Origin of the sequence: Sporosarcina sp. USHLN248 (assembly GCF_037144575.1) — a bacterium.
Lineage (GTDB): Bacteria > Bacillota > Bacilli > Bacillales_A > Planococcaceae > Sporosarcina > Sporosarcina contaminans.
The window spans coordinates 1-14,149 of record NZ_JBBCZC010000062.1 but is presented as its reverse complement, the minus strand read 5'-3'; the positions used below and the strand labels follow the sequence as shown (position 1 = coordinate 14,149).

The 14,149-nt window shown below is 39.0% G+C and carries 14 protein-coding genes; 12 read left to right on the top strand and 2 right to left on the bottom strand.

The window, feature by feature from the left end; translation table 11 throughout:
- Window positions 1-482: 482 nt before the first annotated feature.
- Together WFH04_RS17075 and WFH04_RS17070 are read right to left on the bottom strand one after the other, a co-directional pair.
- On the bottom strand, window positions 483-1,499 hold the full coding sequence (locus WFH04_RS17075; RefSeq protein ID WP_336825346.1) for a DUF1646 family protein: 1,017 nt from the start codon (window positions 1,497-1,499) through the stop codon (window positions 483-485).
- A gap of 122 nt (window positions 1,500-1,621) precedes the next feature.
- Window positions 1,622-3,115: a peptide MFS transporter gene (locus WFH04_RS17070; protein WP_336825345.1), complete on the bottom strand. Its 1,494-nt coding sequence runs from the start codon at window positions 3,113-3,115 to the stop codon at window positions 1,622-1,624.
- A 592-nt stretch (window positions 3,116-3,707) separates the two neighbouring features.
- Here WFH04_RS17070 and WFH04_RS17065 point away from each other — a divergent pair.
- From WFH04_RS17065 to WFH04_RS17010, 12 genes are all read left to right on the top strand, one after another.
- Window positions 3,708-4,091, top strand: a complete 384-nt coding sequence (locus tag WFH04_RS17065; protein ID WP_336825343.1) for a spore germination protein GerW family protein — start codon at window positions 3,708-3,710, stop codon at window positions 4,089-4,091.
- A 372-nt stretch (window positions 4,092-4,463) separates the two neighbouring features.
- Window positions 4,464-6,356 carry an ABC-F family ATP-binding cassette domain-containing protein gene (locus WFH04_RS17060; RefSeq protein WP_336825341.1) on the top strand — a complete coding sequence of 631 codons (1,893 nt, stop codon included), beginning with the start codon at window positions 4,464-4,466 and terminating at the stop codon, window positions 6,354-6,356.
- A gap of 12 nt (window positions 6,357-6,368) precedes the next feature.
- Window positions 6,369-7,505, top strand: a complete 1,137-nt coding sequence (locus WFH04_RS17055; protein WP_336825339.1) for a virulence factor — start codon at window positions 6,369-6,371, stop codon at window positions 7,503-7,505.
- Window positions 7,506-7,885: 380 nt separating this feature from the next.
- Window positions 7,886-8,740 carry an ectoine/hydroxyectoine ABC transporter substrate-binding protein EhuB gene (ehuB, locus tag WFH04_RS17050; RefSeq protein ID WP_336825348.1) on the top strand — a complete coding sequence of 285 codons (855 nt, stop codon included), beginning with the start codon at window positions 7,886-7,888 and terminating at the stop codon, window positions 8,738-8,740.
- 81 nt (window positions 8,741-8,821) lie between these two features.
- The gene (locus WFH04_RS17045) at window positions 8,822-9,484 is read left to right on the top strand and encodes an amino acid ABC transporter permease (RefSeq protein WP_336825337.1); all 663 of its coding nucleotides are present in this window, start codon (window positions 8,822-8,824) and stop codon (window positions 9,482-9,484) included.
- Window positions 9,481-10,167 (top strand): ectoine/hydroxyectoine ABC transporter permease subunit EhuD, encoded by a 687-nt coding sequence (gene ehuD / locus WFH04_RS17040; RefSeq protein ID WP_336825335.1) that lies wholly within the window; start codon window positions 9,481-9,483, stop codon window positions 10,165-10,167. The genes WFH04_RS17045 and ehuD overlap by 4 nt, the downstream gene beginning before the upstream one ends.
- Before the next feature lie 15 nt (window positions 10,168-10,182).
- On the top strand, window positions 10,183-10,959 hold the full coding sequence (ehuA, locus tag WFH04_RS17035) for an ectoine/hydroxyectoine ABC transporter ATP-binding protein EhuA (RefSeq protein ID WP_336825333.1): 777 nt from the start codon (window positions 10,183-10,185) through the stop codon (window positions 10,957-10,959).
- 177 nt (window positions 10,960-11,136) lie between these two features.
- Window positions 11,137-11,574, top strand: coding sequence for a BrxA/BrxB family bacilliredoxin (locus WFH04_RS17030; RefSeq protein ID WP_336825331.1), 438 nt, complete (start codon window positions 11,137-11,139; stop codon window positions 11,572-11,574).
- Window positions 11,571-12,350: a class I SAM-dependent methyltransferase gene (locus WFH04_RS17025; protein ID WP_336825329.1), complete on the top strand. Its 780-nt coding sequence runs from the start codon at window positions 11,571-11,573 to the stop codon at window positions 12,348-12,350. Before WFH04_RS17030 ends, WFH04_RS17025 begins: the two co-directional genes overlap by 4 nt.
- Window positions 12,351-12,829: 479 nt before the next feature.
- Window positions 12,830-13,420, top strand: coding sequence for a YpjP family protein (locus tag WFH04_RS17020; protein ID WP_336825327.1), 591 nt, complete (start codon window positions 12,830-12,832; stop codon window positions 13,418-13,420).
- Window positions 13,421-13,538: 118 nt separating this feature from the next.
- The gene (locus WFH04_RS17015) at window positions 13,539-13,670 is read left to right on the top strand and encodes a hypothetical protein (protein ID WP_336825325.1); all 132 of its coding nucleotides are present in this window, start codon (window positions 13,539-13,541) and stop codon (window positions 13,668-13,670) included.
- A 158-nt stretch (window positions 13,671-13,828) separates the two neighbouring features.
- The gene (locus WFH04_RS17010; protein WP_336825323.1) at window positions 13,829-14,035 is read left to right on the top strand and encodes a sigma factor-like helix-turn-helix DNA-binding protein; all 207 of its coding nucleotides are present in this window, start codon (window positions 13,829-13,831) and stop codon (window positions 14,033-14,035) included.
- Window positions 14,036-14,149: the final 114 nt, after the last annotated feature.

Genomic DNA, 14,149 nt, shown 5'->3' with positions numbered 1-14,149 from the left:
CATGCCGGCGGAAAGCGTCCGCCCTGTAGCGCAAATCAACATTACTCAGCGGTACCTAAGTAAAAGGGTGACGTGCAAATCACATCACCCCAACATTTGATTTAGAACCTTCTTTTTGATTAATGCGACTAATCCTCCTCAAAGCTAATTATCGGCTCAAATTGCTGCACATCTTCTGTAAACAATCACCATATGTAAAAACAAGATACATCTTCACCGAACGCAAATATATTGGTGGTAAGCATATTCGGACATATGAAGGAGAATCAGTCCTACCACTCATGCTCATTATGGAATATGCATAGCAAGTTCGGGACTGTGACATTGCCCCAACAACATGCTGAGCAGAGTAGGTTTCCAAAAACTATTTTAGGCTATATACGAATAGCAATTAAAAAATAAGGTAGAGAAAAACGAATCGCTATTCTCTGCTTGCTTCATATTAGAGAGGATTTTGGGATTGTCCCTGTCTATTGTAGTTTTTAGCCGAACAACACGATCACTCCAAAAAACACGATCATAGCGATCAAACCGACAGGCACACCGAAACGAGCCCATTCAACGCTTTTTATATTAAGCTTTCCAGCGGCAATTATATTCGGTATATTTCCGGGGATTAGCATCCCTCCACTTACGAGCAAACCTAACAGCAATGCTTTTATCGTATGATTATCCATTTGCGTACTAATCTCTGCCGCAGCAAGTGTTGCATTATCCAATACTGCAGAAATCATGTTAATCCAATAGAGAACATAAGGGCTCATATCAATTAAAAACCTATTTATGAATGGTTCAAATCCAGACCCTAACAATGTGAGTGCCATTACAAATAAGTATATTTTAAAGCCTCTTATTATAATATCGAGTACCGATTCAGCACCTTGATTTGCTTTCAATCCGAAGTCTCTTTTTGTAGGCTTTATAATCATTGCAGCAAGAATGCCGAAAGCTATAACTCCTGGAATTACTGCGGGTCCGATTAGGCGAAGCAAGTAAAAGAAGTTCTCGTCCAATTTATTCGTTGCAATGGTTGATAACGGCTCACCGATAGGAGTTAATACTGCACCAAGTCCGATTGAATAGCAAGAAAGGATGACAAGTCGTATTTCTGACTTTCGATCAAGCCGCAATACGCCTACGATAGCTACTAAAACAATGGCAGCAATTATAGCGGTTATTATGCTTGAAAGAAGACCTAAAATAATAACGATTAGAGCAAAGAACAATCGATAGGGGATTGCCTTGCTAAAGGATTTTACACCTTTTTCAAAAGGTTTCTGCAGCCATTTAAAAAGGAGTCCTGCAATCATGACAGATAGAGTAATATGGATGGGGTCTTCCAGTGCTTTAAGAATGAGTTGTTTATCGAGTACACCACTTACAACAACTGCAGCTACACCCATTACGAATAAGAACAGTTCTAAATTACGCTCGATGAAAGGAACTATAAATGGCAAAAATAAAACCATAATTAAAATAATGGTTAATCCAATTATCATGCAATCGCAACCTTTCCGAAAATTAACTATTATTATACCATTATTCTCTTATTGGCAAAAGAATGCAAAATCCATTTTTACGAAAGAAAAAGCATGGCCAATTAATGACCATGCTTTTTCAATTAATGGACGCCTTTCATGAAGCGTTGAATGAATGGAGCAATCGCGAATAGAACAATACTTAAAACGATTGCTACGCCACCAATCACACCGAAGTAAAGCATTTCAGTATCAGCTGAATAAAGCTTAACTAACTGTGCGTTCAAACCTTGAGCAGCAGCGTTGGACAAGAACCAAATACTCATCGTTTGTGCCGAAAAGGCTTTTGGTGCTAATTTTGTTGTTGCTGATAATCCTACAGGTGATAGGCAAAGTTCTCCTAAAACTGCTACAAAAATACTTAGAGCAAGCCAAATTGGATTAACAAGGGCATCTGTGCCCCCAATTAAAGCAGGCAATAAAATAATTAAGAATGACAATCCGGCAAATAATATCCCGAATGAGAATTTTTGTGGAATAGATGGTTGTCGTTTACCTAATTTCATCCATAGCCAAGCAAATACTGGTGATAAAACAATAATGAACAATGGATTTAATGATTGGAACCATGCAGGTGAAATATGGAACCCGAATGCATCCAAGTTCGTCCGCTTATCTGCATAAAAGGCAAGAATTGTTGAACTTTGTTCAGCGATAACCCAGAACATGACAGCGGCGATAAAAAGCGGGATGTATGCTAAGATTCGTGATTTCTCGTCTGCTGTTGTTTTTTTGCTTCGATACATCGCAATAAAATATATAGTTGGAATGACAAAACCTAAAATACTGACAAGCCCTATAAAGGAGTTGAATGTTAGCCAACCGAGTTTAACTGTTGCGAAAATTATGATTGCTAAAAATACAAGTGCTATCATAAATAATTTTACAAAGCGCTGTTTTTCTTCGCCAGACATAGGGTTTGGAACTTGTAGACCAGCTAAACCGAGGTTTTTCTTTTTAGTAAAAAGGAAAAGGAGCAGTCCAAAGAACATACCAACAGCAGCAATACTGAAACCAAGATGGAAGTTATATTTCAGTCCGATTTCTCCGACAATTAAAGGCGCAATGAAACTGCCCATATTAATACCCATATAGAAAATGCTAAATCCAGAGTCGCGGCGCAAGTCGTCATCGGCATAAATATCACCGACCATGCTAGAAACGTTTGGTTTTAAAAGACCTGTACCAAGAACAATCAACACCATTGAAATGAAGAACATGGTTATATTACCAGGCATAGCGAGCACAATATGACCTGCCATGATCAGCACGCCACCATAGAATACTGATTTAGAAGTTCCTAATAAGCGGTCGGCAAGCCATCCACCAATAATACCGGACATATAAACCAATGATCCATAAATAGACATAATGGAAAGGGCTAGCGGTTCGCTTAGTCCAAGTCCGCCCTTTGAAAGTTCGTAATACATGTAAAAGAGGAGAATAGCCCTCATTCCGTAATACGAGAAACGTTCCCAAAATTCTGTAAAAAACAAGGTAAATAAACCTTTAGGATGACCAAAGAATCCTTTTTGGGGAACGCTTTCAACAATCTGTTCTTTACTAAATTGTGACATTAGATAGTATCCTCCTTCTCATGTTGTCATTATATTAATAAAGAAATAATTTTGTCAAAATAAAAATGCTGTATCTCTTGAATTCAGTATAAGTTCTTTTATTAAATGTTTTCAGATAGGCGAAAAATAAAATTATATAAGCAAAATCATAATTGAGCGATCTTTGTGAAATCGATTTATATATGCGTAAAATAAGACATTTAAACTAAGTGAAGTAAAATCAATGCTGTCATTATAGCATATTTAGTTAAATATCAATAAAGATTAATAAACAAAAGTATTTTATTAAAACTATGAATTTTGACAAATGGTATTTTTGATAAAACGAAGATAACTAAAATGATTTGAATTATAGGGAGTCCATTCAATGATAAGAATATTATTTCTGTAAAATAATAAAGTTTTTTGTAACGATAATAATCACAATGAAATTATTATACTGCGATCTACTATTTCCATCTAAAACAAAATAAGGACCTAACATAATCCGCAAAATTGTAGTAGTAAATTGATGGTAAAGTGACATTGAACTAAAGGAATATTGATGCATGCTCGCGAATAAAGTCATATGTGAAAGAAAGGAGAGAAGCAGATGAAAGAAGGAATGCCACTTAAAAACGAACAGTTTCCATTCAAGTCACCTGTAAAGCCACTGTTTAAAAAGTTCGCGGAAACTAAGGAAGTGTCCCTCATATATGGCGAACCGATCGAGGTAGGTTTGAACAAAATCGTGCCGGTCGCAAAGGCAGGTTATATGATAGGTGGAGGAGCAGGCGGTGGTTTAGCAGGGAAGGAAGATTCTGATATAGGCGGAGGGGATGGTGCAGGGGGATGCATATCAATAAAACCTGTTGGCGTTTACGTCATCACACCTGATACTGTGAAGTTCAAACCAGTTTATAGTCAACGAAAATGGCTCGCTATAGCTTCTATCATTGGCATCGGATTGTTTGTCATAACGAATCGAAAAAAGTAACGTACTGATAATTTTTTCAAACAGCTTGTTGACAACGCTCGCATACTGCGAATCGAACAACGAAGGGTTCGATTTGCCGTATTTACGCGCCCTTTGCGAAAATGAAGGCACTGCGTATGTCGTGCACCTATACTGCCTTCACGTGACAAGCGTTTTCAAGCCAAGCTGGGCAAATACCTATCCCATGACTACAACCTTATAAGGACTGTAGACAAAGTAAAAAGATACTTTGTCTACAGTCTGATTTTTTCAAAGCACAGTTTGCCGCCTGTGCTTTTTTGCCGTTTTGCCAAACCAGTTCCTTCTCGTTCCAAAACTGAGCATTATAAGCTATCATTGAAGTATGTTGTTTGTAGAAATGGAAGTGAAATGATGAGTCAATTGATTATAGAACATTTGACGAAAACCGTCGGCGAGAAGACATTGTTCAAAGATGTCTCGTTTACAATTACAAAAGGCGAGAAAGTCGGTCTAATCGGGATTAATGGAACCGGAAAATCTACTTTGTTATCGATTATCGCAGGAAAAGAGGATGCGGATTCAATTCATGCAGAGCATCCAAATAAATATACAATTGCCTATTTGCCGCAAGAACCTGTTGCCGATCCATCGCTTACCGTTATGGAAACCGTCTTCATGTCGGAAGCTCCAGTTATTAAATTAAATTTAGAGTACGAGCATGCGTTGGCCGCATTGACTGCTCATCCGTCATTAGAAGCTAACCAAGCCCGTTTTAGTGCAATCCAAAACGAAATGGATACGCAAGCCGCTTGGGATCTCAATACAAAAGCGAAAATGATCTTAACGAAATTGGGCATTCATTCTTTTGATAAAAAGATGGGCGAGCTATCAGGTGGACAGCAGAAACGAGTTGCTTTGGCAAGGGTACTCATTGAACCATCAGATTTGCTGTTATTGGACGAACCGACGAACCACTTGGATATCCAGTCGATTACGTGGTTGCAAGACTACTTGAAAAACGAAACGGGGTCAGTATTGTTTATTACACATGATCGGTATTTTTTAGATGCCGTTTCGACTCATATTTTTGAATTGGCTGATCGTACTTTATATGCCCATACAGGGAATTTTGAAACTTATTTAGAGTCGAAGGCATTGCGCGAAGAAATGGCGCAGGCGACTGAGGCAAAAATGCGCAACCGTTACAGAAATGAATTGAAATGGATACGGCGGGGTGCAAAAGCAAGGTCGACAAAACAAAAGGCGAGAATTGGTCGTTTCGAACAGTTGGAAGAAAGTTTGAAGCAGAAAGAGTCGTCTGTTGATATGGACATGGCTTTAAAGTCCTCCCGTTTAGGAAAGAAGATCATTGAATTTGATGCTGTGTCTAAATCTTACGGTGATAAAAAAGTTGTTGACCAATTTAGCTGCCTTCTTCAAACAGGGGACCGCATTGCAATTGTTGGGCCGAATGGGGCGGGAAAATCAACATTATTAAAATTGTTCGCAGGTGAAATTGAACCCGATACAGGCACGATTGAAAAAGGATCTACCGTTTCAATCGCCCATTTTCATCAGCACTTGCCCGAAATGGATCCGAATAAAAGAGTGATTGAGTATATTCGAGAAACCTCAAATGATATCGAGGATGCAGATGGCGTCCGTATTTCAGCTACCCAAATGTTAGAGCGTTTCCTATTTCCTTCGTCTTCACACGGTAGTCCAATCGGGAAATTATCCGGTGGGGAAAAGAAAAGATTATATTTGTTGAAATTGCTTATGGAACAACCGAATATTCTACTTCTTGATGAACCGACAAACGATTTGGACATAGAAACATTATCTGTGTTGGAATCTTTTATCGATACATTTGCCGGCGTTGTCCTTTCGATTTCCCATGATCGTTTCTTCTTAGACCGTACTTCTACGAAATTATGGATGCTTGATGGCAGCGGCAAAGTAGAAACTGCTTTTGGAATCTATTCAGATTACTTGGAAATGATAACCGCTCCTCAAACGGAACAGACGGATAAAAAGCAGGAAGACCAACAGATTGCACAGGAACAACCAAAACAGAAGAAAAAAATGACGTATAAAGAAAAAAGAGAATGGGAAACGATTGAGCAAGATATCGAAGAAATTGAGAATAAAATCCAATCTGTTGAAGCTGAAATGGCCTCTGCAGGATCCAATTATGGTCTGTTAAAGGAATGCACAGCGACATTAGATGAACTAAACGCTGAATACGAGCGCTTGATTGATCGCTGGACCTATTTACAAGAATTAGCCGAATCAATCGGATAGGAGGAAATTTAAATGAATATTATTACAGTTGAACCGACACCAAGCCCGAATTCCATGAAAGTCGTATTAGATGTGGAATTACCAGCAGGAGTTAGCCATAACTATAAAAAAGAGGATGCTGCAAATGCGCCTGAAAAAGTTTCAGCATTGCTAAATGTCAATGGCGTCAAAGGAATATACCATGTTATGAACTTTATGGCGATTGAAAGGATTGGCAATGTTCCTTGGGAAACGATATTGGCTGAAGTGGAAGCAATCTTTAACGAAGGCGAAGCAGTGAGCAACGATGAGAATGAGGAAACGATCGATGAGCATTACGGGGAAGTATATGTTCATGTTCAAACGTACAAAGATATTCCTTTACAAGTGAAAGTGTTTGATAGCGAATCAGAGCAACGTTTTGGCTTAAGTGACCGTTTTCGTGAAGCGATGGAAAAAGTGCATAGTACAGAAGTCGAAAACTATATCCTTCTTAGAAAATGGGCAGATTACGGAATTCGCTATGGCGAGAAAAACGAAATAGGAGAGACAGTTGTTGCAGAAGTTGAAGCGGCTTATCCTGACGAGCGTTTGAAAGAATTGATTAAACGAGCGGAAGAAGGCAAAACACATACAAAAATTGAACGCCAACAGGTCACTTTACAACAGTTTGAAGTTGATGAATGGGAAAAGCGATTCCAATTATTAGATCAAATGCCTGATCCAGAATTGTCTGACCTCCCATTGCTCGACCGCGCGTTAAGCGATCCGAAAATGTCTATTCGACGGCTTGCAACGGTATACCTTGGTATGATTGAAGATGTAAAAGTTGTTCCTTATGTAGAAAAAGCACTTCGTGATAAGAGTTGGGCAGTGCGCAGAACAGCAGGGGACTGCATGAGTGACTTAGGATTCGTTGAATTTGAAAATGCTGCTATTGAAGCTTTGAAAGATAAAAACAAATTAGTTCGATGGCGTGCTGCAATGTTCCTTTACGAAACAGGAACAGAAAAATCTCTTCCGGCTTTAAAAGAAGCAGAGCAAGATCCAGAGTTTGAAGTAAAACTACAAATTCGAATGGCAATCGCCCGAATTGAAGAAGGAGAAGACGCTAAAGGTTCTATTTGGAAGCAAATGACTGAACTAAGAAAAAGCAATGCTGAATCATAATTAACTTCATAGATAAATTGTAAAACCACTGATAAATGTGTCGAATTACATCTATCAGTGGTTTTTAATTTTTTTAGAAAATATATATCCAATATATGGAAATCGAATAGAAAAGTAGCGTGAAAATAAATGAATTAGAGAGCGCTTTCATTTCCAAAAAGGTGGCAAATAAAAATAATTATTAATTTTTCAAGCGGAAAACAAAGCCTTTTCTCATAATGATTATGAGGTATTTTTAATACAATTTAGACATCTAAAAATGCTGAATTGATTTGAAGTTTAAAATTCCCTATGTTACTCTATAAACTATCAAACTTATATGTTTGATGAAAAAATAAAGGAGGAACATTGTGCGAAATTTTAAGTTTGTTTTTTGGATCATGGCAACACTTCTTTTGTTAGCGGCATGTGGAAATGAAAATAGTGGATCTGCCGCTACTGGGGAAGGAAAGTTAAAGAGTTTACAAGACAAAGGGGTAGTCAAAGTCGGTTTTGCAAATGAGAAACCATATGCCTATGAAGAAGATGGCGAATTGAAGGGTGGAGCGGTTGCAATTGCAAAAGCGGTTTTTGAAAATCTGGGAATTGAAGAAGTCGATGGACATTTGTCCGACTTCGGTCAATTGATCCCCGGTCTTGGAGCGGGAAAGTTCGATGTCATCACTGCGGGCATGGCAATTTCTCCTGACCGTTGCGGTAGTGTTGATTTTGGAGAGCCCGAAATGCAATACGGTGAAGGATTGATTGTGAAAAAGGGCAACCCAGAGGAATTGCATAGTTATAAAGATATCGCAAATAATCCAGACATCAAAGTTGCCGTCATGAGCGGAGCAACAGAAAAGGATTTCATGCTGCGCGAAGGGGTGGCAGAAAGCCAAATAGTTATGGTGCCTGACATTCCGGCATCTTTTGCAGCGGTGGAATCTGGTCGAGCACATGCGACTACTGGAACAGAAATGACAATCAAAATGGCGTTAGAGTCCGCCAATCAAGATAAACTTCAGTTTGTTGAGGATTTTGAACAACCGAATATTAAAGGGGTACCAAGTTATGGTGCGGCTGCTTTCCATATCGATGATGACGAATTAAGAGAAGCATACAATGAGGAGCTCCGTAAATTGAAAGAGAGCGGGAAAATTGCCGAATTGATTGAACCTTATGGCTTCACTGAGGAAAGGAACATTGTAGATATAGAACTTACGACTGAAAGTATTTGCAGTGGTGAAAAGTACTAAAAGGGATTAGGGCCACGCCTTTCGCGGTTTGGCCCTTTTCAATTTACCACTCAAATAAATATTGAAAATGGAGTTGTTTGTATGAGTTCCATTACAGAAATTTCCTTAGTGCTTGCAAAAGGACTGAAAGTGACAATCATCGTACTCTTTTTCTCGATCATTTTTTCCACTTTAATCGCTATGATTGCTGGCCTTTCAAGAGTATCGAAGAACTTCTTACTTTCGAAGTTTACCGGGCTTTATGTTGAAATCTTTCGTGGAACTTCATTGATCGTGCAACTATTTTGGTTTTCCTTTGCATTGCCAGGATTATTCAATATTCACCTCGGAAGTGATATCTATGTTGCAGTCTTGGCAATCTCATTGAATTATGGTGCATATATGTCTGAAATCGTCAGGGGAGCGATCGAGGCAGTTCCTCATGGACAGACGGAAGCTTCGGTTGCATTGAATTTATCTACGTTTCAAAGAATGAAACATATTATCATTCCACAAGCGGTACGGATGATGCTGCCTGAATACGGCAACTATTTAATACAGATTCTAAAAGCGACGTCTTTAGTCTCTTTGATTGGATTAACAGACTTGCTTTATTACGGAAACATTTACCGGAGTACACATCTGTCGGAAGCGCCCGCTGTTTATATTTTGATTTTAATTGCTTATTTCCTCCTTGCATTGCCACTCATCGGATTTACAAGGAAGATGGAAAAGGTTGCCAAGAAGGGGGTTGCTCACGGATGACTTGGAGTTGGGAAGTGTTTTTTGAAACGATTCCACTTATTTTCAAAGGACTGTGGATCACCCTTGGACTGACGATTGCCTGTTATCTATTTGCGATGATTTTTGGCTTCTTTTGGGTATTCATGAGCCGGATCCCTATTAAACCATTGAATTGGTTATTCAGATGGATTGCAGAATTCATAAGATCCACTCCTCCTTTAGTGCAATTGTTTTTTATCTATTTCGCCTGGCCGACAATCCCTGTCATTGGTGTAACTCTCAATCCTTTTGTAGCGGCCATTTTAGGGTTAGGCTTGCATTTCAGCACATATACTTCTGAAGTGTACCGTTCAGGTATCGAAAGTGTTGAAAAAGGGCAATGGGAAGCTTCAACTGCTTTAAATTTATCGACGATGCAGAAATGGCGGCACATTATTTTGCCTCAAGCAATACCGCCAACCATTCCGATGTTAGGAAACTATTTAATTATTATGTTCAAAGAAGTTCCTCTATCATCAACGATTGGAGTTGTAGCGATGCTGCATATTGCGAATGATTATGGCGCCCAATATTACAAATATGTTGAGCCATTAACAGTCGTTGCGTTATTTTTCTTGCTGCTAAGCTATCCATCTGCATTGCTGATCAATCGATTAGAGAAAAAATACAACCGTCGTTTCGATAAAAAGACGGCAACGTTATGAGTGAGGTAGAATTCTATGGGCGAACCAATTGTACAGTATAAGGATATCCATAAATCCTTTGGTGAAGTAGAAGTACTTAAAGGCATTCATTTAGATATTATGAAAGGAGAAAAAGTGGCACTTATCGGGCCAAGTGGATCAGGCAAAACGACAATTATCCGATTGCTAATGACATTAGAGCAACCAACGTCCGGCATTATTGAAGTCGGTGGACGGAACTTATGGCAGATGAAGAAAAATGATCGATATGTAGAAGCGGATGAGAAGCATTTACGTGAAATACGTGGAGATATCGGCATGGTGTTTCAACATTTTAATCTTTTTCCTCATATGACCATATTAGAAAACTGCATGTTGGCACCGACAATTGTAAAAAAGAGAAACAAAAAAGAAGTAAGAGAAATGGCAACTGAAATGTTGGAGAAAGTCGGTCTTGGCGACAAAATTGATTTATATCCGAGCCAGCTATCTGGGGGGCAAAAGCAGCGTGTCGCAATGGCACGTGCATTAATGATGAAACCGAAAGTGATGCTATTCGACGAAGTGACCTCTGCTTTAGACCCGGAATTAGTCGGAGAAGTATTAGAAGTCATTCGGGACCTTGCGAAGTCAGGTGAAATGGCGATGGTTTTAGTAACGCATGAAATGGATTTTGCATTAGATATCGCTGATCGGGTTTTATTTCTCAATGAAGGAATCATTGAAGAAGAGGGACATCCGACAGATATTTTAGTCAATCCGCAAAGTGATCGGCTGCAAGAATTTCTATCAAGATTTACGAGCAGCAGATAATAAAGGAGCCGTCATATTGATCGTATCCAATATGGCGGCTTTTTTCAATAAACCCACAAGAAAGCGCATAATAATATTATGTAAACTATACTATGAGAATAAATGAGTGAAATATCACGATGGGTTCGGTAAAATGATGAAGAAGAACTTATTGTATTATGGAAGGGGATATTCTACATGAACGCTTATGAAGAGTATATGTTAGGCATTGTTAAACCGATGCGTGAAGAACTTGTCTCAGCGGGCTTTACCGAATTGACAACGGCTGAAAGCGTGGAAGACACAATGGATAAGCTTGAAGGAACTGCTTTAATCGTCATCAATTCAGTTTGTGGATGTGCAGCTGGCTTGGCGAGACCGGCTGTTCGTGAAGCGCTTGACGAAACTGAACAACGTCCTGATCATCTATTGACTGTATTTGCTGGCCAAGATAAAGAAGCAACTGCGGTAATGCGCAATTATTTCCCGGAAGTTCCGCCCAGCTCTCCATCAATAGCGTTTTGGAAGGATGGTCAACTTTCCTATTTCATACCACGGGAACAGATTGAGAATTCGGAGATGGAGCAAATTAAAGAACATATTTCCGGCGTCCTTCAGCAACTTGGCGGACAGTGAGCGCGATTATTACAACGGCTGGAAGGCCAGACGAATATACGCATATGCTAACGAAAGAGGCACATGCAGCACTCGGTTTTCCAATTGTCGAGCGAAAAAAACGGTCGGTACGAAAAATGCAAGAAATCTATCATGCCGACGTTTTAGTTGCTGGCAAACAGCGATTTGAATTGTACAAGGTCGGCACGGATGAACCTTTTTTCTTCCATCCGAATTCAGCGGCGTTTCGATTGAAAAGGCTTCAAAAAGGGGAGAGGGATCCTTTAATTGATGTATGTGAATTAAAGTCCGGAGACTCTTTTTTAGATTGTACATTAGGATTAGCGTCCGACAGTATTATTGCTTCCTATATAATAGGAGACGGCGGACGAATTACCGGCGTCGAAGCGGATGAAATGGTGGCGTTTATTACGGATAAAGGACTGAAGTCATTCGAGGTGGACTCCATTTCTTTACGCCGATCGATGGAACGGATTAACGTCATACATGACGAAGCCATTCGCTTTTTGAAGGTGCAGCCTGACCAATCATGGGATGTTGTCTATATTGATCCGATGTTTCATAGGCCAATTGACGAATCTTCAAATTTTACTGCATTGCGTGATGCTGGCGTTCATTCAGTACTATCAGCCAGATGGGTGGAAGAAGCGCTGAGAGTGTGCAAGCGAAGGGTTGTTGTGAAAGAGCGGTTTGATTCACCTGTTTTTGAACGATTTTCTTTGAACAGGAAAATAAGGCCAAATACGAAATTCCATTTCGGGTATTTAGACAGGTAAAAGGGGCCAGCCCGAAAAGTCATTTTCATGACCTTTTGGAGCAGCCCCTTTTTCGGTGTTACATTAGTTTGTAAAGTTTAGCGTGCTTAAGTATAAGACAAGTACTAACAATCCGATTCCTATGAGCAGTTCTACGTTCATTTTTATGTTTACCTCCTTCAAAGAAACCCAACAATACTCTACAGTTTTATTGTACAATGAATGCAGGAAATATGAAACCTTTTCAAGTTTTTTTCGTATTATTCTATGAATGGGCATTTTAATGAGGAAGATATTATGATGAAAGCAATTCATTATAATCTATGGGACTATTATCGTCTTGTTTGCCCCCTTTTTATTGTGTCATACTTTGTCTATACACGAAACCAATCATAAAGAAGATCATTTCAACTCAAAAAAGACTACTCAAATTGAACGAAAGTAAGATCGAATTATTGAATTGCTATAAAAGCGCTGAATGAAAAAGAAGGTGAATTGTGATGAAAAAGTATTATCATAAGTTGCTCATTGCAGTCGTTGCTGTACTGACGTTAGGTGTTATCTCACCAAGCCATGAAATCTGGACAAACCTTGAGCCGAAAGATAATGAAAGAGCAACAAACGAGCATGGTACAGACCATGCGCTAAATATTAGCCTTGAAGATGAATACTTTGACCACTATACATGGCAGGAGCCGGTTTCTCTTCAAGATGAATTATTGAATTCCGCAAAAGAACTTTCATATCAAAAATTTGGTTCACGGATTGGCCCTGTCATTCAAAACGACTTTGATGAAATTATTTTCCCTAAAATCGAAGAAGTTATTCAAGCAAAAATCTCGCAAGTAGAAAATCGAAAACTTGCCATTACAGAAACACCTTCAGGAGCTTATTCCGAAAAAATCTTCCATGTTTCTGATATGGAGGATGGCAAAGCTCTGATCAAATTCCATGTGAGAACAGAGAAAAGACCGCAAGATGGCTATTTTTACAACTTTCATTACCACACAGCCGAAGATGGCTTTCTTGCGCATCATTCACTAGGTGATATTTATTGGTCGAAAAACACTCCGCCGAAATGGTTGTCCTAACACTCGTACAAAATACGGGTGTTTTTTTATTTTTAAACGTTGATATATCATTGTTAATTAAATGTATTGAGATGTTTTTATATTTCGGTTTACACAGTTTGAAAGGATGCAGCTTGCCATGTACTCCAATTTGTACCCTAAATTCACCGTTTTTCATTCATCGAAGGAATCTAAAACGACAATTTCTTCCATTAATTTGGAAGCTGGAATCTCGTTCTTTTCAGTAGCAAATGGTCAGCGCAAGGCATGAGCCGTTTCATCTGTTGTTTGAGGACATACGAGTTAAGTGAAAATGGTGTGACAGCGAGTTTAGTTTGTTTGATACTAACAAGCGAAGTGTTGCGTTGATTGTGATTGACCAGGCGGAGCAGGGATTTTTTCAAAAGCGATAAAGAAAAAGAACTGTATATGACACGGGAAGAGAAAGTTATTTTAGCTGATATCCTGGCATCATTCTCAGAAAAAGAGCGGATTTGTTATTTATTGCATATTGGACATAAAAAGAGCATGGGCGAAATTGCTACTGAATTAGGAGTTAGCAAAAGTACTTTTCGAACTCATATAAATAGAGCAAAAAAGGAGGTTGAACAAAGGGTGGTAACAGAGTCTTCATAAAATAAAAAGGGGCTGTCCAATAAGTCCCTAAAATAGAACAGGTGGCGAAAAACGAATCGTTTTTCGCCACCTGTTCTTGTATTTTTCTCATTCAATACTGAAAGTAGCTCGCGG

Coding starts and splice junctions, on each gene's coding strand:
- WFH04_RS17015 (WP_336825325.1), top strand. CDS start 13,539: ATGTACTCCAATTTGTACCCTAAATTCACCGTTTTTCATTCATCGAAG.
- WFH04_RS17060 (WP_336825341.1), top strand. CDS start 4,464: ATGAGTCAATTGATTATAGAACATTTGACGAAAACCGTCGGCGAGAAG.
- WFH04_RS17055 (WP_336825339.1), top strand. CDS start 6,369: ATGAATATTATTACAGTTGAACCGACACCAAGCCCGAATTCCATGAAA.
- WFH04_RS17045 (WP_336825337.1), top strand. CDS start 8,822: ATGAGTTCCATTACAGAAATTTCCTTAGTGCTTGCAAAAGGACTGAAA.
- WFH04_RS17075 (WP_336825346.1), bottom strand. CDS start 1,499: ATGATAATTGGATTAACCATTATTTTAATTATGGTTTTATTTTTGCCA.
- WFH04_RS17010 (WP_336825323.1), top strand. CDS start 13,829: ATGACACGGGAAGAGAAAGTTATTTTAGCTGATATCCTGGCATCATTC.
- WFH04_RS17065 (WP_336825343.1), top strand. CDS start 3,708: ATGAAAGAAGGAATGCCACTTAAAAACGAACAGTTTCCATTCAAGTCA.
- ehuA (WP_336825333.1), top strand. CDS start 10,183: ATGGGCGAACCAATTGTACAGTATAAGGATATCCATAAATCCTTTGGT.
- WFH04_RS17070 (WP_336825345.1), bottom strand. CDS start 3,115: ATGTCACAATTTAGTAAAGAACAGATTGTTGAAAGCGTTCCCCAAAAA.
- WFH04_RS17030 (WP_336825331.1), top strand. CDS start 11,137: ATGAACGCTTATGAAGAGTATATGTTAGGCATTGTTAAACCGATGCGT.
- ehuB (WP_336825348.1), top strand. CDS start 7,886: ATGGCAACACTTCTTTTGTTAGCGGCATGTGGAAATGAAAATAGTGGA.
- ehuD (WP_336825335.1), top strand. CDS start 9,481: ATGACTTGGAGTTGGGAAGTGTTTTTTGAAACGATTCCACTTATTTTC.
- WFH04_RS17020 (WP_336825327.1), top strand. CDS start 12,830: ATGAAAAAGTATTATCATAAGTTGCTCATTGCAGTCGTTGCTGTACTG.